The organism is Granulicella pectinivorans, assembly GCF_900114625.1.
Taxonomy (GTDB): Bacteria; Acidobacteriota; Terriglobia; order Terriglobales; family Acidobacteriaceae; genus Edaphobacter; species Edaphobacter pectinivorans.
Genome location: NZ_FOZL01000001.1, coordinates 602,326 through 621,690, shown reverse-complemented (window position 1 = coordinate 621,690; position 19,365 = coordinate 602,326). Strand labels below are relative to the sequence as shown.

Annotated in this window: 20 protein-coding genes; 8 read left to right on the top strand and 12 right to left on the bottom strand. The window is 60.8% G+C overall.

The genetic code is table 11. The features are described from left to right. Window positions 1-50: 50 nt before the first annotated feature. The 7 genes from BM400_RS02420 to BM400_RS02390 form a co-directional block, all read right to left on the bottom strand. Window positions 51-1,766: an outer membrane protein assembly factor BamD gene (locus BM400_RS02420; RefSeq protein WP_089836287.1), complete on the bottom strand. Its 1,716-nt coding sequence runs from the start codon at window positions 1,764-1,766 to the stop codon at window positions 51-53. Between the two features lie 74 nt (window positions 1,767-1,840). Next, on the bottom strand, window positions 1,841-2,524 hold the full coding sequence (rpe, locus tag BM400_RS02415) for a ribulose-phosphate 3-epimerase (protein WP_089836285.1): 684 nt from the start codon (window positions 2,522-2,524) through the stop codon (window positions 1,841-1,843). Between the two features lie 231 nt (window positions 2,525-2,755). Beyond that, a complete protein-coding gene (locus tag BM400_RS02410) occupies window positions 2,756-4,444 on the bottom strand; it encodes a DUF6438 domain-containing protein (protein WP_175528825.1) in 1,689 nt (562 codons plus the stop codon). Window positions 4,445-4,688: 244 nt separating this feature from the next. Continuing rightward, window positions 4,689-5,447, bottom strand: coding sequence for a cupin-like domain-containing protein (locus BM400_RS02405; protein WP_245781639.1), 759 nt, complete (start codon window positions 5,445-5,447; stop codon window positions 4,689-4,691). Window positions 5,448-5,935: 488 nt separating this feature from the next. Further along, complete coding sequence (locus BM400_RS02400) at window positions 5,936-6,733, bottom strand: flagellar motor protein MotB (RefSeq protein ID WP_089836279.1); 798 nt, start codon at window positions 6,731-6,733, stop codon at window positions 5,936-5,938. A 10-nt stretch (window positions 6,734-6,743) separates the two neighbouring features. Continuing rightward, the gene (motA, locus tag BM400_RS02395; protein WP_089836277.1) at window positions 6,744-7,616 is read right to left on the bottom strand and encodes a flagellar motor stator protein MotA; all 873 of its coding nucleotides are present in this window, start codon (window positions 7,614-7,616) and stop codon (window positions 6,744-6,746) included. Between the two features lie 49 nt (window positions 7,617-7,665). Then, the gene (locus tag BM400_RS02390) at window positions 7,666-9,081 is read right to left on the bottom strand and encodes a UvrB/UvrC motif-containing protein (protein ID WP_089836275.1); all 1,416 of its coding nucleotides are present in this window, start codon (window positions 9,079-9,081) and stop codon (window positions 7,666-7,668) included. 56 nt (window positions 9,082-9,137) lie between these two features. On the opposite strand from BM400_RS02390, the gene BM400_RS22345 reads away from it, so the two are divergent. Together BM400_RS22345 and BM400_RS02380 are read left to right on the top strand one after the other, a co-directional pair. Then, window positions 9,138-9,407, top strand: a complete 270-nt coding sequence (locus BM400_RS22345; protein ID WP_089836273.1) for a hypothetical protein — start codon at window positions 9,138-9,140, stop codon at window positions 9,405-9,407. Window positions 9,408-9,489: 82 nt separating this feature from the next. Further along, complete coding sequence (locus BM400_RS02380; RefSeq protein WP_089836270.1) at window positions 9,490-9,843, top strand: hypothetical protein; 354 nt, start codon at window positions 9,490-9,492, stop codon at window positions 9,841-9,843. On the opposite strand, the gene BM400_RS02375 is transcribed toward BM400_RS02380, so the two are convergent. The 4 genes from BM400_RS02375 to tldD form a co-directional block, all read right to left on the bottom strand. Continuing rightward, window positions 9,840-11,183, bottom strand: a complete 1,344-nt coding sequence (locus BM400_RS02375; RefSeq protein WP_245781638.1) for a TldD/PmbA family protein — start codon at window positions 11,181-11,183, stop codon at window positions 9,840-9,842. The two genes, BM400_RS02380 and BM400_RS02375, sit on opposite strands and share 4 nt — an antisense overlap. Before the next feature lie 473 nt (window positions 11,184-11,656). Further along, complete coding sequence (locus BM400_RS22925; protein WP_425432381.1) at window positions 11,657-11,815, bottom strand: nucleotidyltransferase family protein; 159 nt, start codon at window positions 11,813-11,815, stop codon at window positions 11,657-11,659. 62 nt (window positions 11,816-11,877) lie between these two features. Then, complete coding sequence (locus tag BM400_RS02365; protein ID WP_089836264.1) at window positions 11,878-12,186, bottom strand: hypothetical protein; 309 nt, start codon at window positions 12,184-12,186, stop codon at window positions 11,878-11,880. 2 nt (window positions 12,187-12,188) lie between these two features. Continuing rightward, complete coding sequence (gene tldD / locus BM400_RS02360) at window positions 12,189-13,634, bottom strand: metalloprotease TldD (RefSeq protein ID WP_089836262.1); 1,446 nt, start codon at window positions 13,632-13,634, stop codon at window positions 12,189-12,191. A gap of 186 nt (window positions 13,635-13,820) precedes the next feature. On the opposite strand from tldD, the gene BM400_RS02355 reads away from it, so the two are divergent. From BM400_RS02355 to BM400_RS21880, 3 genes are read left to right on the top strand one after another with little or no spacing between them, the layout of a single operon-like run. Continuing rightward, window positions 13,821-14,390 (top strand): RNA polymerase sigma factor, encoded by a 570-nt coding sequence (locus tag BM400_RS02355; RefSeq protein ID WP_089836261.1) that lies wholly within the window; start codon window positions 13,821-13,823, stop codon window positions 14,388-14,390. Window positions 14,391-14,398: 8 nt separating this feature from the next. Then, complete coding sequence (locus BM400_RS02350) at window positions 14,399-14,758, top strand: hypothetical protein (protein ID WP_089841402.1); 360 nt, start codon at window positions 14,399-14,401, stop codon at window positions 14,756-14,758. Next, the gene (locus BM400_RS21880; protein ID WP_175528824.1) at window positions 14,755-14,919 is read left to right on the top strand and encodes a hypothetical protein; all 165 of its coding nucleotides are present in this window, start codon (window positions 14,755-14,757) and stop codon (window positions 14,917-14,919) included. Before BM400_RS02350 ends, BM400_RS21880 begins: the two co-directional genes overlap by 4 nt. Here BM400_RS21880 and BM400_RS02345 read toward each other — a convergent pair. Continuing rightward, the gene (locus BM400_RS02345; RefSeq protein WP_245781637.1) at window positions 14,916-15,800 is read right to left on the bottom strand and encodes a glycoside hydrolase domain-containing protein; all 885 of its coding nucleotides are present in this window, start codon (window positions 15,798-15,800) and stop codon (window positions 14,916-14,918) included. The genes BM400_RS21880 and BM400_RS02345 overlap by 4 nt on opposite strands. Window positions 15,801-15,916: 116 nt before the next feature. Between BM400_RS02345 and BM400_RS02340 the strand changes: the two genes are divergently transcribed. The 3 genes from BM400_RS02340 to BM400_RS02330 all read left to right on the top strand — a co-directional run bounded on the left by BM400_RS02340 (window position 15,917) and on the right by BM400_RS02330 (window position 19,335). Next, window positions 15,917-16,459 (top strand): YfiT family bacillithiol transferase, encoded by a 543-nt coding sequence (locus tag BM400_RS02340; RefSeq protein WP_089836257.1) that lies wholly within the window; start codon window positions 15,917-15,919, stop codon window positions 16,457-16,459. Between the two features lie 71 nt (window positions 16,460-16,530). Continuing rightward, on the top strand, window positions 16,531-17,523 hold the full coding sequence (locus BM400_RS02335) for a VWA domain-containing protein (protein ID WP_089836255.1): 993 nt from the start codon (window positions 16,531-16,533) through the stop codon (window positions 17,521-17,523). A 189-nt stretch (window positions 17,524-17,712) separates the two neighbouring features. Further along, a complete protein-coding gene (locus tag BM400_RS02330) occupies window positions 17,713-19,335 on the top strand; it encodes a VWA domain-containing protein (RefSeq protein WP_089836254.1) in 1,623 nt (540 codons plus the stop codon). Window positions 19,336-19,365: the final 30 nt, after the last annotated feature.

Sequence of the window (19,365 nt, the reverse complement as noted above, 5' to 3'; positions counted from 1 at the left end):
AGGGATGCGGCTGATTTGGCCGCATCCCTTTTTTTGATAGTGAGTTTTCTTTACTGTGGAAGCGGATCGAGCTTCTTCAGCCCCTTCTTCTTCTTGTGCTTGCTCGAAGACTCGTCGCTCTTGTCGAACTCGGGCTTCTTGTTCTTGCCATTGGCGGCACCATCCTGGGCGGCGGGTGCCTGTCCGGGCTTGATGTCGTTGATGGCATCCGGAGCGGCTGCGGGCTTCTCGATGGCGGGAAGAGCCTCGGCGTTCGCGGGACGTGCGCTTGGCAGGCCGCCGGTGTCGACGGTGCGGCGTTCCGCTGCGGGCTGCACGATTTCAACGCCGGCGGAGCTGCCGGAAGGGGCACCCGAACCGCTCGCGGGAACGACGGTCGTAATCGCCGCATCCGAGGAGGAGCCCGATGCGCCAGCGGCAGGGACGTCGCTGAGCGTGAGCGGTGCTACGGGTGCGGCAGGAGCGGGTGCTGCGGAGGCATCCGTCGCGGGAGTCGATGCGCTGCTGGCGACCGGTGCGGCAGGCTTGGGAGCGTTCGGGTTCATCGACGTTTCGAAGTCCGAGATGATGGTCTTGCGAATGGCGGGCGCCAGCGTCGCAGCAGGATCCGCCAGTGTGGGCTCACCGTCCCGCGCCGTGGCGATGACGTCCGGCGTATGCAGCACGAGGAGCTTGGTACGGCCGAAGAGGGTGTACTGTCCACGGCTGTTTTCGAGCGCGTTCGAGGCGGCGATCTGCTCCGCGGTCGGCGTCGGGATCGGAAGGTTCATCGCGGCCAGGCGGTCCTTCGCATCCTCGACGTGGGCGGAGGCGGAGTGTTCGAGAACGACCTTGCGATATGCGGCAGAGGAGCGGTCGTCGTAGATCCGCTCAAGGTTGGCTTTCGCCGCTTCGGGAAGCTGCTTCAGCGTGCGAACGTAGCGGGCCTCGGCGGCCCAGGCATCGCCCAGTGCAACGAGCACGTCGTCCATGTGGCTGTAGAGAGGATAGGTGTCCTCGACCGTCTGGTAACGGGCGATGGTGGCGGGCCAGTTATCGCGCGTGGAGTAGAACGCGGCGATGTCGGACTCACGCGTGGCGAGCACTTCCTGCACCTCGCGCAGGCGCTGCTTGGCCTGCGGCACCAGCTTCGACTCCGGGAACTGCTGCAGCATCAGGCGATACTCTTCTTCGGCGTGAACGGCCTTCGCGTAGTCGCGGTCGGGCTTGTCCATCTGCCGGAAGTAGATGTCGCCGACGCGCATCTGGGCTTCAGCGGCCTCGGGCGCGTTGGGGAAGAAGGTGATGAAGTCCTTGTACTCCTGCTCGGCCTGGGTCAGCGCCGCGCTACCGCCTTCCTTGTACCAGGAGTCGGCGATGGCGAGTTTCGAGCGCATCTGGTACTCAGAGTCGGGGTAGGTGTTCAGCAGCGTCTGCAGGTCGAGACGGGCGATGTCGAAGCGGCCCTTCTTGATGGCGATCTGCGCCTTGTCGTAGAGCTGCTTGTCGGGCAGTTTGGTGTCCTTGCCCTCCAGCGAGGTCTGGACCTTCTTCGTCTTGCTGATGAAGCGCTTGGTGTCCTTGGACTGGACGACCTTTTCCTTCTTCTGCTTCTGGAGCGGGGCTGCGACGGTGACGGTCTCGGTCGGCTGGCCCTTCTGGTCAACGCCCGTGGTCGAGGAGCCGGTGACCTGGCCATGCAGCAACGAAGGCGCCATCAAGGCGGCAATCAGGAGTCCGGCAGAGAGACCTGCCCGTACGGTTGGAAAAAATGCTCGCTTCGCCATCAACTCGGAACCTCGTGAAAATCTCAAATCGGCTGTCCGGTACTCGTACACGGGACATCTTTTTATTCTAAGCCCTATGCCGAGAAACTCCGCAGCGCTTCGGCTTCGCGGGCGACGCGCAGAAAGTCCCGCGCATTCTCTTCGGTACGGCCCTTTTGGAAGACGGCAGAGCCCGCAACGAGCATGTCCGCTCCTGCTTCGACGACGGAAGCGACCGTATCGTGAGCCACTCCACCGTCGACTTCGATGCGAAAGTTCAATCCCATCTCCTGGCGCAGGCGGGCGAGGTGACGAATGCGGTCCACGGAGCGGGGCAGGAACTTCTGGCCACCGAACCCCGGGTTCACGCTCATGACGAGCACATAGTGAACCATCGGAAGGACTTCCACGATATTTTCCACCGTCGTCGCGGGGTTGATGACCACTCCGGGCAGCATTTTATGGTCGGCGATAAGCTGGAGCGAGCGATTCAGGTGCCGGCAAGCCTCGTAGTGGACCGAGATCATGTCCGCGCCGGCCTCGGCGAAGGCCGGGATGAACTGGTCGGGGTTCTCGATCATGAGATGGCAGTCGAGCGGCAGGGTGGTGGCGGCGCGCAGGCTCTTGACCATCGGCGGGCCGAGGGTGATGTTGGGAACGAAGTGTCCGTCCATGACGTCGACGTGGACGATGGTGCCGCCGCCGCGCTCAGCCGTCGCGACCTCGTCGGCGAGGTGCGCGAAGTCCGAGGCAAGGATTGAAAACGCCAACTCGACCAAAAGAAAGCCCTCCGGGTGGTGTTTTCGAGTTTACCAGCCGGAGATGGAGGACGGTCCGTCAAACGGTTCGGTCAGCGACGCGATGTTGTGGGATCAGCCGTCTCTCTTCACGGCGGACTGCAGAGCGGTTCGTGAGGGGGGCATCCTATGCGATAAGCGCGTTTATAGGGAGTTAGTTGACGGCTCGCACACTCAACCGGAGTTGTCCTAGGCTCTGAGCAAGCGGGAACCCTAACGAGATGACGCAGTTTGCATGGCTTTGCGGAGCGCCTCCTGCCGCAGCGGCCCTTTGCTCTTAGCTGCTTCCATAACCGTCTCGCCCTTATTGTTACGGATGCTGAGATCGGCTCCATACTTGACGAAGAGTGGAATCGCATCATTGTCCACAGTGGTGAAGATGGGAGTTTCCCCATCCTTATTACGAGCATTCACGTTCGCGCCGAGCTTTAGCAACTCCTCCTCCACATCGGTGAGAAACGTCTCGTGTAACGGAGTGTTGCCGTCATGATCTCGGGCATTCACGTTGGCTCCAGCTTTTGCCAGTAGGCGTACACACTCGACCCGTGCACCATCCTGATCGCTGGATCGATAATCCCCCGCTGAAAACATGGCGGTTTTGCCTTCTCGGTCACGTGCTTCCAGCTTTGGGTGATACTTGAGCATCTCGCGAACTATTGCAGGATTGCCGGATTCAGCGGCGTAGATCAGGACGTTTCCCGAACCCGGCCCCTGTAGCGTCATCCCTCCACTCTCCTGCGTGATTGTCAATTTCTCTAGGTCAGCGCTTGGGTTGGCTCCGTAAGCGATAAGGGCGCGTGCGGCTTCGACACTTCCCGCTTGGGCAGCGCCGACTAGCGCTAGGTCTTTATCGCCCTGGTCGTCGCGGCTTGCGCCGGCACTAATGAGCTCTTGAAGTGTGGCGGTATGGTGGCTGGCAGAGGTGAGTAGTCCAACCGGCTGAAAGGAAGAACCAGGCTCTTCTTTGTAGAGCTTTGGCGGAGGGATTGGTTTGACCGGAACCCCGGCCTGAAGGAACTGCTGAACTGTAGCAGTCTGCCCATGACTTGCCGCCTCTTTCAGCATTGTCTGGGCAGCGAAGCTCTGAAAATTGAACTTTTCAGCCTTTAGCGCCTGAACGAGACCGTCGTCGCCTGCAATCCAGCGCGAAGTTCGCGCTAATGCGTCCACTCGCTCCTCGATATCAGTAACGATAGCGGGCATGCCCTCCCAGGCCCCCTCATAATCAACAACTTGTTTCTGGTGCCCGTCAATCGAGACAGTCAGCACATATGTGGGCAAATCCGTTGCTGAAGCACTATAGCTCTCATCCATGGAATAGAAGTCTGCATCGACGATGCGTTTTGCGAACTCTCGAATCTCATCCGCATCCGCCGTGTCTGTATGCTTGCCTTCGGCAACGACGAAACCTCGACCATCGAACGTGATGCCGGTCGTAGACACCGCCACACTGTAAGAAGGGCAGCTCCCAAAGCATCCCGTCCTTTTCAAGTTGACGGTTACCTTAGAATCTGGCCCAATCGCTGGAGCGATCACGTGCTTTTTAGGCATGCGCTCCGGTGGCACTAGATCGACGTATTCCTCTACCTCGACTGTGACCGGGATACCGTTCTTATCGAACGGTTCGAAGCGCCACTGTCCAACTTCTCCCTGCAGAGAGGGCCAGTACTTCAGATCGGCGTCGCTTCCGCTTGCGTCTGCCTTCGTCACATCACCAGTTGGTGACACGATGAGCGTTAGGTGGAGTTGATTGAAACCCGGCCTGACCCCATCGACGGGAATTGTCCGGCGATGCGGTTTTACTTCATGCTTCCGCGCCACTTCATAAGAAATCGAAGGATATGAACTGTGCGGGTCATCAGGCGCCAGGAAACCGCCGTGTATGAGGAGCAGCGCTGCCAAGATGCCTACCATAGAGCCTCACGATGTACGTCCGTTCAGATCATTAGACCCTAAAGGTCGGCACATTGTTCCCAGCCCGTCGTTGCGCTCACTAGACCATATGTTCAAAACCAGAACGGATTACTCCTCATATGTCGGCATAGCGCCAGCGACCGCCAAATGAAGAAAGTGGATTTCTCGAAAAATAAGACTTACCCCTGGCACATGCGAAGAAACAGAGACAGGATACTGGAGTGGACCCCTGTCATCGGTCCCTGCCTAGCACCGCAGGGGATCTTCCGCGTCTTAGCCAGAAATTGATCATCAGAGAGTCTTCGTGGTTCTCCACGAAATGACTCCATCCCGCAGGCACATAGAGCAGATCGCCCGCACGCTGCGTGATGGAGATCGGTGTAGCCTTCGAGAACTCCGGGAAGCGCGTAGTGTCCGGAGACTTTGCGTTAACCATGCTGACCCCGAAGTCAGGAAGTGCATTCGGGTTCGGATGAATCATGTAGAGATAAGGAAAATCGGCGGGCGGATAGAGGAGCCATTCTTTGGTACCGAAGTATGCGAAAGAGAAGTTGTCCGGGATGTCCTTGTGCAGGGCAGTCACGGTTCCCTTCTTCCCCATCCACATCCGTGGCTCATTGAAAAAATACTCAGGGTAGAACATCGGAAAAGGAACCCCGAGATCGCGTGCCATCTCGACGGGTATCACGGTGCCGGCGGCATAGGCCGTTCCGGCATCGTTTACCTGCATGAAGTGTTCCCCAAGGAAATTTCTTAGGGGCATTTCTTCTTCGCGGCGATTCAGGTAGGTACCTGGATCCGCCATATTGCCGAAACGGACGTTCACGGTCTGATCGCCGTAGGCCCCTTGCAGCAGACCTAAGATCTCTGCTTCAGAGAACTTTAACGCACCCAGCCGCAATAGAAAAGGCACGGAGCGTGCTGCATACTCTTTCGAAAACGCCTCGTCACTCAGAGACGCAAGAACGTCCAGGGCGGCGAGGCGAGGCATCTCACAGGTAGCCTCATATATCTGGGGAAACCAAACAACAGGACTGTCCATCTATCGACTCCTATACATTTTGAGAATAGACCCTGGACGGCTCCAACCCGGTTAGAACAATCAGTGCGAGAACATCGGTGGCTTTGGCGTCTGCAATGCAGTCTCGAGCGGTTCACGAGACGGGCTCGAAGATCGCTTTGCCATCTTCGAAGATCCTCACGCGCTGCCGGTGAGCAAGCTGCCGCCTTCCATGCCGAGGTTCGAAGAGACTCCTTACCTCTCTTGTGCGAGTGACGGAACGGTGCGGGCCGCAGCTAGCGTCACCCGAAGTTCATCGTCGAATACGGCGGTGTCCGGCGGTGCAGCATGACATGCCAACCGCCGCACGATCACTTCCGCCGGATTCCTTCCTGCGCGCGGCTAATCGGTACCGAGATGTCGGCATCTCGCCACCGACCGTAGCGTTCCTGCGAAGAACATCAGACTATCCCACCGCATTACTTCTTTTCGGCGGGCTCTTTCTTGCCGCCATCAGCCTCTTTTGCATCGGTAGCACCGGTCTCTTTGGCCGCCTCGCCCTTCTCCCACTGCACGATGAGGGAGATGCGCCGGTTCGAGGGGTCGAGCGGCTTGTCCGGCACGCGCAGCTTCTGGTCGGCGTACCCGCGTACCTGCGAGATGCGCTCCGCCCCAAGGCCATTTTCCTGCAACACCCTGCGTGCCGCGTTGGCGCGGTCGGACGACAACTCCCAGTTCGAGTAGCCCTTCTCGCCGGAGTAGAGTTGCGCGTCGGTGTGGCCTTCGAGCATGACCCGGTTGGGTAGCTTGCCGAGCTGGCCGGCGAGCATATCGAGGAGGCGCGTACCGTTTTCGCTTGGCCGTGGACTTCCGCTCTCGAAGAACGTCCCGCCCTGGCCTTCGATCAACTCGATCCGCAGTCCCTCGCCGGTCATGGTGATCTCGACGTTCTTGGAGAGCTTGCTCAGGTCGGCCTGTTTCATGATGGCCTGTTCGATCTGTTGCTTGAGGTTTTCAACGTTGGCTTTGTTGACGGCCAGACTGTCGCCCGTACCCTTCGATCCGGTGCCAGTCTCGGCTCCTTTGCCGCTTGGATCGTTGAAGTATCCGGAGATGGCCTTCTTCACCTGCGGCGTGGAGTTCAGCAGCCAGAGAACGATGAACAGCGACATCATGGCGGTGACGAAGTCGGCATAGGCGACCTTCCAGGCTCCGCCGTGATGGCCTCCGTGCGAGGCCCTCTTCTTGACGACGATGATGGGTCGCGGATCGGCCATGGCTGCCTCCTCAGGCTGCGGCGGCTTCAGCGCCGCCGCCCTTCAGGGCCTTCTCCATCTCGTCGAAGCTGGGGCGGACGTGCGCGGGCACGGCGCGGCGGCCCATCTCGACCGAGAGCATGGGCGCGGAGCCCTTGAGGAAGGCGAGCAGGATGACGCGCAGGACATGGAGGTACTGGTTCTCCTCTTCGGCACCCTTGGTCATGCTTGCTCCCAAAGGCCCGACGACGCCGTAGCACATGAGAATGCCGAGGAAGGTGCCGACGAGCGCCGCGGCGACCTTCTCGCCGATCTCCTTAGGTGGCCCTTCGAGCGCGCCCATGGTGATGACGACTCCCAGGACGGCGGCGACGATGCCGAGGCCAGGGAGGGCGTCGGCTACAGTCGTCAGCGCGGAGATGGGGGCGAGCGCCTGGTGGTGGTGGACCTCCATATCGAGCTCCATCATCTGGTCCATGTCGAAGGGCTCCACGCCACCGGTGATGGCCATGCGCAGCGTGTCGCAGACGAAGTGCTGGACGTGGTGGTCGTTGAGGAAGCCTGGATACTTCTTGAAAAGAGCGCTCTCGGCGGGCTTTTCGACATCGGCTTCCACGGCGACCAGGCCCTCCTTGCGAATTCTGCCGAAGAGCTCATACATCATCTTCAGTGTTTCCAGGTAGCGCGCCTTGCCGAATTTCGACGACCCCAGCACGCCGAGAACGCCCCCGACCATGCCCTTGAGGATGTGCATGGGGTTCGCGATCAGCAACGTGCCCAGGGCTGCGCCGCCGATGGTGACCATCTCGGAGGGTTGGAAGAGGACAAGGAGATGCCCCTTCTCCATGAGGAAGCCGGCCACGACCGCTCCAAAGACGACGACTACGCCGATGATTGCAAACATCTGTGTTTGATCCCCTGGGTGCTTTCAGGGCTTATCGGCTGGGCCGCGGCTAACTTGACGAGGTCTCGGAGGTCTCTGCGGCTGCTACCTTTTTCCTGCGGCGCGAGACAACGGGAACGGCTCGCTCCACGCCTTCGCGGCCCTCGTGGAGGATCTTCACCTTGGCGGCCGCCACGCCTTCGCGGTTGGTCTCGGCCATCACGCCGGGATCGCCCAGGACCATGCGGGCGGCACCACGCAGGATACGACGGACCGGCCAGGAGCCATCGGGGTTCGGAAAGAAGATCTCACCCACCCGCTGTTTCTCAGGGCGGTAGTACCACCGGCGCACCAAAGAGAGATGATCGCTGACCATGGCAAGATCGCGCTCCGGCCCGGCCTTGTCTTCAAGCGTCTTCAGCACAAGCGCGGCCCGTTCCTCAGGGCTTTCGCTGGGTGTGGCTTCTCCGTCGAGCGGCACCGCCTGCAACATCAGGGGCTGCGCGAAGAGGCTCGATCCAACGCTGGTCTGCTCCTTCACCGCGCGGACGCCGAGGGTCGAAAGCCGCACTGGCCCGGCAAGGCAGCCTCCTTCCAGCAGGAAGACGGCGGCTTCGAGTCTTTCGTCGCTTCCCGCGGTGGCCTGCACAATCACGGCACGCAGCATCGGGAGCTCCTGCACGAGGTCGCTGGTCTGGCTCGCAGCGGCTTTGACCTTGGTCCACTGCTGGTGCAGGCTGGCGGCGCGTTCGAAGTCCATCTCCTCCGACGCCTGCTCGCGCTCCTGGGCAATCTGGCCCAGCATGCTCTCGCCGCGCGTCTCAAGGAACGCCTTCACGGCCGCAGCCTCGGCGCTGTACTCGTCCGGCGTGCAGGCGAGGTTGCAGGGCGCGAGGCATTTCTTCATCTCCTGGTACACGCATCCCGGATGCTCGGGATACGGCTCGAGGTCTTCGTAGCAGCGACGAAGCTTGAAGAGGTCGAGCACGGCGTCGGCATAGCGGTCGGCGGCGGCACGCGAAGGAAACGGACCGAACATCTGGGCGAGGCCGCGCTTTGAAAGACGGTTCGTGGCATAAAGGCGCGGGTGCGCGTTCTCCGCCGTGAACCGTAGGCAGAACGGAGTATGCAAACGCAGTCTCCGGCGGGCCTCAGCATAGCCAAAGGACGCAGCCGCAGCCTGATAGAGCGAGAGAAGCGCCTCGAACTCTGACCCGGTGGCGCACCACGCGATGAGGGCTACACGGCCACGCAGATTCAGGCGCTTCGAGAGCACGGGCACGCCGCCTTCGGTCAGCTCCGGTGGCGCAAGCAGACGCATGGCGCGGCGGCGGAGATCGGCGGTGCGTGTGAGGTAGGGCTCGTCGGTGGGGTTGGGGCCACGCAGGCAGAGAACGCCAGCGCCTGTCGGAATCTGGCGCAGAAACTCGGCGGGGGAGTCTTCGGAGAAAGCTACGGTGTGCTCGAATTGAAAGCCGGCTGCCACAGAGAGATTGTAGAACGCTGGTTCATCCGGAGACCGTTCACTATACTGGTGCCACGATGAAGACCACACGGCAGATTCGGACACTCCATACGATCGTCCTACTCTGTGTGATGGCTGCGCTTCTGCTTGCCATCGTGATTCCGCACGGGATGGAGCATACTGCGACGTCCCTTGCCATGGTCTCGCTTGTCCCGATCTTTCTCTTCGGAACCGTGATCGATCAAGCCCAGTGCTCGCCGATGGTTTCGGTCCGCGAAGGGATTCTCTCTCCTGCTCCGATACGTCGTTCCCTCTTTCAAATCCCTCCGCCCTCGCTCTCTCTATAAACAGCAGACTGCGGGCACAAGCGTTTCTGACGCCTTGTGTGCGCTTTCCATCCTGCGTACGACAGAGAGATACGAGGGAACGATGCATGTTGAGCAGAGCTTCGATGCGATGTTTTTGGTTGGGCTATACGGTTTCGTTCTTTTCGTGGCGATCGCATTCCTCTACCAGCGATTCCGTTGGCGATGGCACAAGGCTCGAGGAAAAAGGAAATGGGGTTTCTATCCCGGTGCTGCGTCGCTGGGCAATGCGCTTCACCAACTGAGTGTGTTCGCGGACCCTCAGGCAGAGCACACGATCACAGAGATCCTGTCTGAAGAAAGCGAAGACGATGACGAGGGCGCCCCGAAAGATCCCGTGGCGCACCTCATGCGGCAAGCGCGGAAGATCCGGCGCGGTGAAACGATCGATCGCTTGACGGCAATCAGGAGACTCTAGGCCCCGGCGATCATCATCCCTTCAACTCGGATCGTCGGCGCGGCGCTGGCCGAGCGGAAGACGAGGTCGTTGCCGATCGCGACGATGTTCTTGTACATGTCTTTCAAATTCCCGGCGATCGTAATCTCCTCGACCGGATACGCGAGTTCGCCGTTCTCGATCCACATGCCGCTTGCTCCCTGCGAGTAGTCGCCGGTGACGAGATTGACGCCGAAGCCCATTGTCTCCGTGACGTAGAGGCCCTGTTTGATGTCTCCAAGGATCTCGGTCGGCGAGAGCGTCCCAGGCTCAAGATAGAAGTTCCCGGCTCCGATGCCGGGTGCCCCGGCGAGTCCACGCGAAGCGTTGCCGGTCGACTTCATGCCCAGCTTGCGAGCGGTATAGCAGTTCATCACGTAGCTCTTCAGCACGCCATCTTCGACGAGCACCGTGCGACGCGTGGGCAGGCCCTCGCCGTCGAAGGGTGAAGTGCCGAAGCCGCCGATGCCATCATGCACCATGGTGCCGTCGTTGACGACCGTGACATTTGAGCCGGCGACCTGCTGGCCGAGCATGTCGGCGAAGAAGGTCGCCTTGCGGTAGATGGCGTCGCCATTGGCCGCGTCGAAGATATTGCCGATGATGGAGCGGGCGATCTCCGGCGAGAAGACAACCGGCGCAGCCTGCGTCTTCACCTGCCGCGCACCCAGACGGCTCAACGTCCGTCGTGCGGCTTCATGCCCGATCATGACTGGGTCTTCGAGCTTGCGAGTGGTGCGGGAGCTGGAATACCAGTAGTTGCGCTGCATGCCGCCCGTCGGTCCCTGGGCAATGGGCGCCGCGGAAAAGCCGCAGTACGACCGCTTGTACCCGCCCACGAATCCGCGCGAGTTGACCATGATCTTCCGCGAGGTGGCTGTGTCGAAGTCGCCTCCGCCGGAGTTGGTGATGCGCTCGTCGTAGCCCAACGCGGCGGCCTCGACGGCGCGGGCAATCTCGATGCGCTCGGCGGGCGGCTGCTCGTTGACGTCTTCAAAGTAGAGGCCAAGATCGCCGCCGAGCGTGCCGAACTCCTCTGGCTCCGGAAGGCCGGCGAAGGGGTCTTCTCCCGTAATGCGGGCAAGCTGCATGGCACCGTCGAGCAGGTGGTCCAGCGACTCCGGGGAAAAGTCGGAGGAGGAGGTGTTGGCGGAGCGAGTTCCGAGGAAGACGCGCAGGCCAATGGCACGCGAGCCGGACTCCTTCAGGGTTTCCACCTGCCCCATGCGGACCAGCGCGGAGAACTCCTCACCCTCATAGATCACGGCTTCGGCATCGGAGGCTCCGGCGCGGAGGGCTTTGGCGACGACATCGGAGGCCATTTGTTTTAGATCGAAGGAGGGTACAACCTGATTACTCGTCAATATAGCTTTCCTGTTCTGGTTCAATGGGCAAGCTTGCCACGCGAAAAGTTCCGTCATAGCAGTCGCCAAGGGGACATCCCTCATTCCGAACTTTACGCTCGCCGAGTTCGGGCATTCTGCCGTTCTTCGAACCCGCAAAAAGTCCTATGGCACCCTTGCATGACGGACAACGCAATCGCGGATCAGCCATGCGTCTCGCTGCAGGCGCAGTGACTGTTTGCCAGCCGTAAACTCGACCGGCCCCGGCCCTTATCATATGGTGATGTTTAACGTCGACTTTGAGCATAGGTAGGAAAAAGAAACGAAGTTACCAATCATGCGGCATAGAGCAGTTCCTGCGTAGTCTCGATGCTTTGGCGCATGGAAGGATCAACGACATCCTTCCAAAGCACGAGGTCGATCCTATGCGAAAAGAGTGCAGTCAAGGCATCTCAGAGGCCGAAGGAGCTCTTCCCGTACTGCCCAAACTCCAGAGGTTTGAACTCGACCCGGAAATCGATGTCACTGCGTTCGGGGTCGAAGTCGTCTCGGATGGCTGACCCAAAAACAGCAAACCGACGCACACGGTATTGCCTGCAAAAGCTGGACAATATCGCTGCGTCGGGCTGTAATCTGATCCATCACGAGTCCATCTTACCCGACGGCATTGCTGCTATCGGACAGGCCGCTCCGAGACGCGTGCTTCGCGACCGTCGGTGGCCTTCTGAAAGACCATGCCGCCGGAGCAGAACTCGGCGTCGATGGCCGACTTGTGCTCGACATAGGGAACGGTACCAGGCTTGCCCGTGCGGCCCAGGATCTTCACCTCGCCCTGGCAGTCTTTGCAGCGGAACTCGGTGTCGGAGTCGGACATCGCCACGGCCACGTTCTTCACCTTCCAGAACGGCTCATAGCCTCCGCCAACCTTTACTCGCCTGCGCCTGACTTCACACTCGTACATCTTTTCGCGCTCGGCTGCCATGGTTATTTTCCTGTTCCCCCGACCGTCATGCGGTCGAGCTTTACTGTGGGCATCCCTACGCCGACCGGCACGCTCTGCCCGGCCTTACCGCAGGTACCAATACCTTCGTCCAACGCCAGGTCGTTTCCAACCATCGATACATACTTCAACGCCTCGGGACCGTTGCCGATCAACGTGGCGCCCTTTACGGGACGAGTTACCCGACCGTCTTCAATCAGGTAAGCCTCACTCGCCGAAAACACAAACTTGCCGTTCGTAATATCCACCTGCCCGCCGCCGAAGTTCACGGCATACAGCCCGCGCTTCACACTCTTGATGATGTCCTCGGGCATATCCTCGCCGTTCAGCATGTACGTATTCGTCATGCGCGGCATGGGGATATGGTGGTAGCTCTCCCGCCGTCCGGAGCCAGTATTCGGCATGCCCATCAAACGCGAGTTCAACTTGTCCGACAGAAACCCCTTCAGAATGCCGTTCTCGATCAGCACGGTCTCCTGCGTAGGATTGCCTTCATCATCGATATTCAACGATCCGCGCCGATTGGCCATCGTCCCGTTGTCAACCACGGTCACCTTCGAGCTGGCAACCTGCTGTCCAATCAAACCCGCAAACGCGGAGGTCTTCTTCCGGTTGAAATCCGCCTCAAGCCCATGCCCAACGGCTTCATGGAGAAGTACACCCGGCCATCCCGGCCCGAGCACAACCTCCATCTCACCAGCCGGAGCCTCAACCGCGTCCAGTTGAAGAATCGCCGTACGAGCCGCTTCACTCGCAAAATGCTCTGGAGACTTGTCGCCCTCGAAGAAGTCGAGCATCACGCGCCCACCGCCGCCGGAGGTGCCACGCGAAGTATTCGCGCCGTCCTTGGCGATGACAAACACATTCAAGCGGGCGAGCGGCTGGGTGTCAGAAGCGAACGTGCCATCCGACGCCGCCACCAGAATCCGCCGCAGCTCATCGTTGATCCCCGCGCGAACCTGCGTAATCCGCGGGTCATACGCGCGAGCAGCCTTATCGGCACGCTCAATCAGCTTCAGCTTCGCGGCAATCTCGGTATCGCTCTCGGCTCCCGCAACGGGATAAAGTGAAGTCCCCTCAGGCGAAGCGCGGAACCCGCTCATCAGCTCCTTGGCCGGACCGCTGGCGATCAGCGCCGCTGTCCGAGCCGCCTTCAGCAGCTTTTCCGACGAAAGATCATCCGTGTAGGCATATCCCGTGCGCTCACCGGACAACACCCGAACGCCGCAGCCAACCGAAATCCCCTGGCTCGCGGTTTTAACCATCGATTCATCGACACCTAGCGAGGTGGACGTAACCGACTCAAAATAAAGGTCTGCGTATTCACCACCGGCGGAGAGTGCCTCCCCCAGGCAGCGCTCCATCAACCGTTCCGAGATCCCCAACTTATCGATAAAGTAACGTTTGTGGTCGGTTACGGGAATTGTCATCTTTCCCTATGATAGGCTACGCATGGGCCGACGGCAACTTTGCGATACGGCCCTCCTCCGCCGCTCACTTTTCCCCTCCGAAATTTCAGAAAGATTCGCGATGCGTGCAATATCCCCCACTCCCATCCGTTAACACCTTCATACCCCAGGCAAGCCATCTCGCCCGAGGCCTATAAAGGGACCAACATGGCAGCGCAGGAATGGACCATCGCCGAGCAGGACCAGTTCATCGCGGAAGCGATCGAGCAGGACACCCCCCGGCTGCGCAGCTTCATAGGCAAGCGCGTCTTCGATACCGGAGACGCCGAGGACATTCTGCAGGATGTCTTCTATGAGCTCATCCAGACCTACCGCATCATGAAGCCCGTAGAACAGGTGACCGCGTGGCTCTATCGCGTCGCCCGCAATCGCATCACCGATCTGTTTCGCAAGCAGAAGCCCGCGTCGCTCGACGAACCGGCCTTCACGGACAAGGACGGAGCCACCCTGCTCGATCTCCTTCCCTCCGAAGACGACGGCCCGGACGCCATCTACGCCCGCACCCTTCTGCTTGACTCCCTCGACGACGCCCTCGAGGAGCTCCCCGAAGAGCAGCGCGAAGTCTTCCTAGCGCATGAGCTCGAAGGCCGCTCCTTCAAAGAGATGTCCGACGAGACCGGCACCAGCATCAACACGCTCCTCTCGCGCAAACGCTACGCCGTGCTGCATCTGCGCCGGCGGCTTGAGGAGATCAACCGGCAATTCGTTCAGGAATGAGGAACCCCATGCACCGTTACGGACCCTGGAAAGCACTCAAAATCGCACTCATGGTGGTCGTCGCCGCAGTCGTCTTCGGCGAAGTCGTCATGCATCTCTGGAACTGGCTCATGCCAGATCTCTTCAACCTCCACACCATCACCTTCACCCAGTCACTTGGCCTCATCCTGCTCAGCAAGCTCCTCTTCGGCGGCTTCCATCGGCACGGCGGCGGCCGCGGCTGGAAGCGCCACTCTATGGAAGAACGCTGGGCCAAGATGACCCCCGAAGAGCAGGAACGCTTCCGGTCCGGCTTTCGCGGACGTCGCGGCGGATGGCCATGCGGACCCCGTGAGAACCACACCACCGAACAGGCGCCGGTGGCATGATGGGGCATTCGATCGAGCCTATCGTCCCAGGGCAGCACACGCCCGAGTCCCTGAGCAGTCTGGTGGCGGAGCTGCAGCGCGAAAACATTCGCCTGCAGCTCCTGGTCTCGGAGCTTCTGCTTCGCAACCAGGAGCTCCGCACCAGGCAGAGCACACACTAACGTCCGTGGCTTGGATCCGCCGAGCCGGCCACATTCATGTCGATCAGCAGCTTCGAACCCGGCGCGTAGCAGTTACCGTCCGTGCCATAGGTCTTCGCGCAGGATTGTGTCACCTCGGGGCGACGCGGGCTTTGGGCGTACTGCCAAACCATCACTTCCGGGGTGCCGCTCGCGTCCTTCGAGGGCGGCGTAATCACGCATCCCGGAGCCGGACCCGCGGGGGCACACGCATCCTGATACACCCAGATCGCAATCGGATGCAGGTGATCCTTCGCAATGTGTTCGCGAATGTCCTGAATCGTCGTAATCGTCTTTCCAGGTTCATCCGGAGCGGGCTGTCCGCTCGCATAGACCCCAGGACGGAAATCGGACGCAGCGATAGCCTCCGTCCATCCAAACAGGTACCCAGCCTGCTCTGCCAGCAGCCGCCCACCTTCCTCCTGATCCAGAAAGAGAATCGTCTTTGCGGGAAAGCCCTCGGCCTTCGCCGCCGCGATGGCCGCCGCCGCATCCTTTTTCCCTAACGCTTCCGGCGACATCTTCGCCGCCTTGATCTGTTGATCGAACCGGCCATTCGCCAGCACAAGGAAGCCATATCCCTGCGCTTTGAGGATCTCGCGCTTGCCGACCCACCCATTGACCGTCTCGCCCGGGGGCGGGGTAAGCCAGTAGCCGGTATAGGCGAACTGCTTTTTTAGCTCGGCCATGGCGTCGTCGCCGGGATAGTCGTTTCGGTCGAAGCCGACGTAGTCTTTGATCGGAGGGTCCACCATCGCCACGGGTCTTACAACGTTCGAACCCGCAACGGCCGGATCCGCCTTCTTTCCGCACGACGCGATTCCACCCAGCGCCATCATCAAACTCACTATTGCTATCCGCATTCGAACTCCTCGTGAAAAGATGGTGCAAGACACGCGCACGGGTGCGACCGTCTCATCCAAAGCCTACATCCATCGCCTGCGTTCGCATCTCGACCGAAAAGAAACGACGAGCCCTTATGACGACCTCTTCTTCCGAGACCAAAGACCCCCGTTACCCCATTGGAAGCTTCCAGCGTCCCGACATCGTAACCAACGACGATGTGCAGTACGCCATCTTCACTCTGGGAAATCTGCCCACGAACCTCACGAACGCGACCAAAGGACTGGACTCCGGGCAACTGGATACGCCCTACCGCGATGGCGGCTGGACCGTTCGGCAGCTCGTCCATCACATCGCCGACAGCCACATGAACGCGTTCTGCCGCATCCGTTTCGCGCTGACCGAGAAGGATCCCGTCATCAAGCCGTACGACGAGAACCTCTGGGCCATGCTGCACGATTCCGCAGCTCCCATTCACTGGTCGTTGACCCTGCTGGAGGGCCTGCACGCTCGTTGGGTGATGCTCTCGCAGTCGCTCACCGAGGCGCAGTTGCAGCGGTCGTTTCTCCATCCGGTCAACGGACCCACGACCATCGAGATGGCGACCTTGATCTATGCCTGGCACTCGCGGCATCATGTGGCGCATATCACCCACCTGCGCAAACGCATGGACTGGTAGTGCTCTGTCCTGCCGGACGTGCCTGCCGCCCACTCAGGGCGCCCGTCCGGCAAGACGGGCGTCTAACCGTTATGCGGACTTGCTGTCTAGCGCTGGCGTCTCTCCTTAGTCTGGCGGCTCACGCGCAGGATGTCTCAACCCTGCACGCGACGTCGAATCTCGTTCTCGTGCCCACGCTGGTGCGCAACGCAGCGGGTGACCTCCTGCTGGACTTGACCGCCAGCGATTTCCGCCTTGCCGACAACGGAGTCGAACAGAAGATCGCCGCCGAACACATGGAGCGGCAGCCGCTGGCCGTGATCGTGCTCCTCCAGACCGGCGGCAGCGCGCCGCGCCAGTTTCCGTACTATCGCGACGTCGGCACCATGCTCGAGTACATGATGGGTGCGTCGCCGCACAAGGTCGGCCTCATCACCTTCGATAGCCAGCCCGAGGAGATATGGGACTTTCCGGTCCGTCACGATGGCCTTGACGACGCCTTCGCGCACCCGGTCGCGGGCGACTCCGGCGCCGCCCTGCTGGATGCCGTGTCCACCGCGATCGACGTCCTCAAGCGTCAGCCCGAAGGCTACCGCCGCATCATCCTGTTGCTCAGCCAGACCCACGACGAGGGCAGCAAGGCACGCCCCGAACAGATTATCGAACGCCTCGGAGAGAGCAACACCACCATCTACAGCGTGTCTTTCTCCCCTTCGAAGACCTGGCTGAAGGACCAGTTCACCAAGCCGCGTCATGGCAATCCACCCTACACGTTGTCGCCGAACCTCCCGGCGGTCACCGGTACCTTCGACCTCGGTACGCCGCTCGGCATGGCGCTCAAAGCCGTGCAGGCCGACACCGCCGCCGGTATCGCTTCGCTTTCAGGAGGAGAAAACCTCTCCTTCGCGAACAAGAACGATCTCGAACGCCAGCTCACGCTCTTGGCCAACCACATCCCCAACCGTTACACCCTCAGCTTCCGCCCAAGTTCGGCTCAACCCGGCTTCCACCGCATCGAGGTTCAGGTGCTGCACCAGGCGAACGAGGCCACGGTGGCCGCTCGAACCGGATACTGGGCACGGTAGCGGTCTCGGAGAAGATCCGGGAGACGTTGAAAATAAATCTCTTGCAGACCGCATCTTTGTTACGATGCCTGTGTTTCCTACGAGGAAGTCCTCCCCGGCTTTACCTTCTCCGGGGCTGACCGCCCCGGAAGCCGGTTGAGCGTGTCGCCCTCCCCAGTGAATTCCAAAACGGTTACCGTACGAGGCACAATGAACCTGCGTCTTCTGCCCCTCGCCTTCCTCGCCGCGACCCTTCCCCTCAACGCGCAGCAGCCTGCCGAATCCGCCCCGGCTACGCCTGCTCCACAGGCCCCCGCGCCCCAGGCTCCTCCACCCACCATCACGGTACCCGCAACCCAGTCCGCTCCCCGGCCCGCGTATCAGCCCCCCGCGCCAGACGCCAACGGCATGTACACTATCCGCCGCTACGCCCCGCTGGTCATCCTCGACGTCGTCGTTCACGACGCCAAGGGCAACGTCGTCAAGGACCTGAAGCGCAGTGAGTTCCACGTCACCGAAGCCAAGGAAGACCAGACCATCCTCAACTTCGAGGAGACCGGCGCGCACATCCCCGACGCCGAAACCGTCAGCATCAACTCAACGCAGGATCTCGACAAGGTCGCGCCTCGCGCGCCGGTCAACATCATCCTGCTGGACGAGTTCAACACCCGCTTCGAAGACATGGCCTTCGCCCGCTACTCGCTGAAGAAGTTCCTCGAAAAGCAGCCCGACAAGCTGACGACGCCGACCATGCTCCTCTCCGTCAGCCTCGAAAAGTTCACCGTCGTCCATGACTACACGCAGAACAAGCAGGAGTTGATCGACTCACTTGACCATCACTTTGTCGCCTACCCCTGGCAGGCGCACCAGTTCGCCTGGATCGCCGAGCGCTACGGGACCGCCTTCGGCACCCTGATGCGCGTCGCCGAGGCGACCCAGGGCCATATCGGCCACAAGAACATGATTTGGATCGGCCGCGGCTTCCCACCGTTCAACTTTGCAAACTCCCCCATCGATGGCCAGAACCGCGTCAACTCCATGGTGCAGCAGTGCGTGAACATGATGCGTGACGCCCGCATCACGCTCTACACCATCGATCCCGCTGGCATTCAGGTGAACAACACCTACGGCTCCGCTGCCGAGTTCAACGATCCTATGGGTGGCAACTACCAGTTCGCCAAGCTCGCAACCGCCACTGGAGGCAAGGCGCTCTACGGACGCAACGACGTCGATGCGGAGATCGGCACCACCGTTCGCGACGGCGAGAGCTTCTACACGCTCACCTACCGTCCCGGCAACACCTCGCTGGACCCGCAGAAGTTCCGCAAGATCAAGATCACCCTTGATCGTCCAGGACTCATCGCGACCACGCGCGAAGGCTATTACCTCCAGGGTGGACCAGCGCCCGTCAATCCGGAGAAGCCCTCACGCCGCCTCGCCTTCGATCTCGTCTCGGCCGGCAGCAGCACCATGGTCTACGATGCCGTGCCCGTCACGGTGATCCCCTCGCCGACGGAGCCGGACAGCTATAAAGTCCACGTCGACGCCAAGGGCCTGGTCTGGACCCTGCCGACCGACACGGATCCGCGCCACGCCGACCTCGTCCTCATGGTCAGCACCTTCGACAAGAAGGGCAAAGAGCTCAAGCGCACCGCGAACGCCATGAAGATCAGCCTGCCCAGGGAAGCACCGGCTACCGACCGCATCGAGCACAGCGTCGACCTGCCAGCCAAGGTGGAACACGATTCCAAGGCAGTGCGGGTGCGGTTCGTCGTTCGCGTCAGCCAGACGGGGCGCATGGGCACAGCAGACGTGAACCTCCCGGCGAAGTGAAGCATATATCCGTTGACGATATATCGTGAG

What these genes read in the sequence shown, in the direction of transcription:
- tldD (WP_089836262.1), bottom strand. Translation starts at nt 13,634, where the DNA reads ATGACAATTCCCGTAACCGACCACAAACGTTACTTTATCGATAAGTTG.
- motA (WP_089836277.1), bottom strand. Translation starts at nt 7,616, where the DNA reads ATGTTTGCAATCATCGGCGTAGTCGTCGTCTTTGGAGCGGTCGTGGCC.
- BM400_RS22345 (WP_089836273.1), top strand. Translation starts at nt 9,138, where the DNA reads ATGAAGACCACACGGCAGATTCGGACACTCCATACGATCGTCCTACTC.
- BM400_RS02345 (WP_245781637.1), bottom strand. Translation starts at nt 15,800, where the DNA reads ATGCGGATAGCAATAGTGAGTTTGATGATGGCGCTGGGTGGAATCGCG.
- BM400_RS02380 (WP_089836270.1), top strand. Translation starts at nt 9,490, where the DNA reads ATGCATGTTGAGCAGAGCTTCGATGCGATGTTTTTGGTTGGGCTATAC.
- BM400_RS02365 (WP_089836264.1), bottom strand. Translation starts at nt 12,186, where the DNA reads ATGGCAGCCGAGCGCGAAAAGATGTACGAGTGTGAAGTCAGGCGCAGG.
- BM400_RS02375 (WP_245781638.1), bottom strand. Translation starts at nt 11,183, where the DNA reads ATGGCCTCCGATGTCGTCGCCAAAGCCCTCCGCGCCGGAGCCTCCGAT.
- BM400_RS02420 (WP_089836287.1), bottom strand. Translation starts at nt 1,766, where the DNA reads ATGGCGAAGCGAGCATTTTTTCCAACCGTACGGGCAGGTCTCTCTGCC.
- BM400_RS02340 (WP_089836257.1), top strand. Translation starts at nt 15,917, where the DNA reads ATGACGACCTCTTCTTCCGAGACCAAAGACCCCCGTTACCCCATTGGA.
- BM400_RS02330 (WP_089836254.1), top strand. Translation starts at nt 17,713, where the DNA reads ATGAACCTGCGTCTTCTGCCCCTCGCCTTCCTCGCCGCGACCCTTCCC.
- BM400_RS02355 (WP_089836261.1), top strand. Translation starts at nt 13,821, where the DNA reads ATGGCAGCGCAGGAATGGACCATCGCCGAGCAGGACCAGTTCATCGCG.
- BM400_RS02335 (WP_089836255.1), top strand. Translation starts at nt 16,531, where the DNA reads ATGCGGACTTGCTGTCTAGCGCTGGCGTCTCTCCTTAGTCTGGCGGCT.
- BM400_RS02350 (WP_089841402.1), top strand. Translation starts at nt 14,399, where the DNA reads ATGCACCGTTACGGACCCTGGAAAGCACTCAAAATCGCACTCATGGTG.
- BM400_RS02405 (WP_245781639.1), bottom strand. Translation starts at nt 5,447, where the DNA reads ATGCCTCGCCTCGCCGCCCTGGACGTTCTTGCGTCTCTGAGTGACGAG.
- BM400_RS21880 (WP_175528824.1), top strand. Translation starts at nt 14,755, where the DNA reads ATGATGGGGCATTCGATCGAGCCTATCGTCCCAGGGCAGCACACGCCC.
- BM400_RS02400 (WP_089836279.1), bottom strand. Translation starts at nt 6,733, where the DNA reads ATGGCCGATCCGCGACCCATCATCGTCGTCAAGAAGAGGGCCTCGCAC.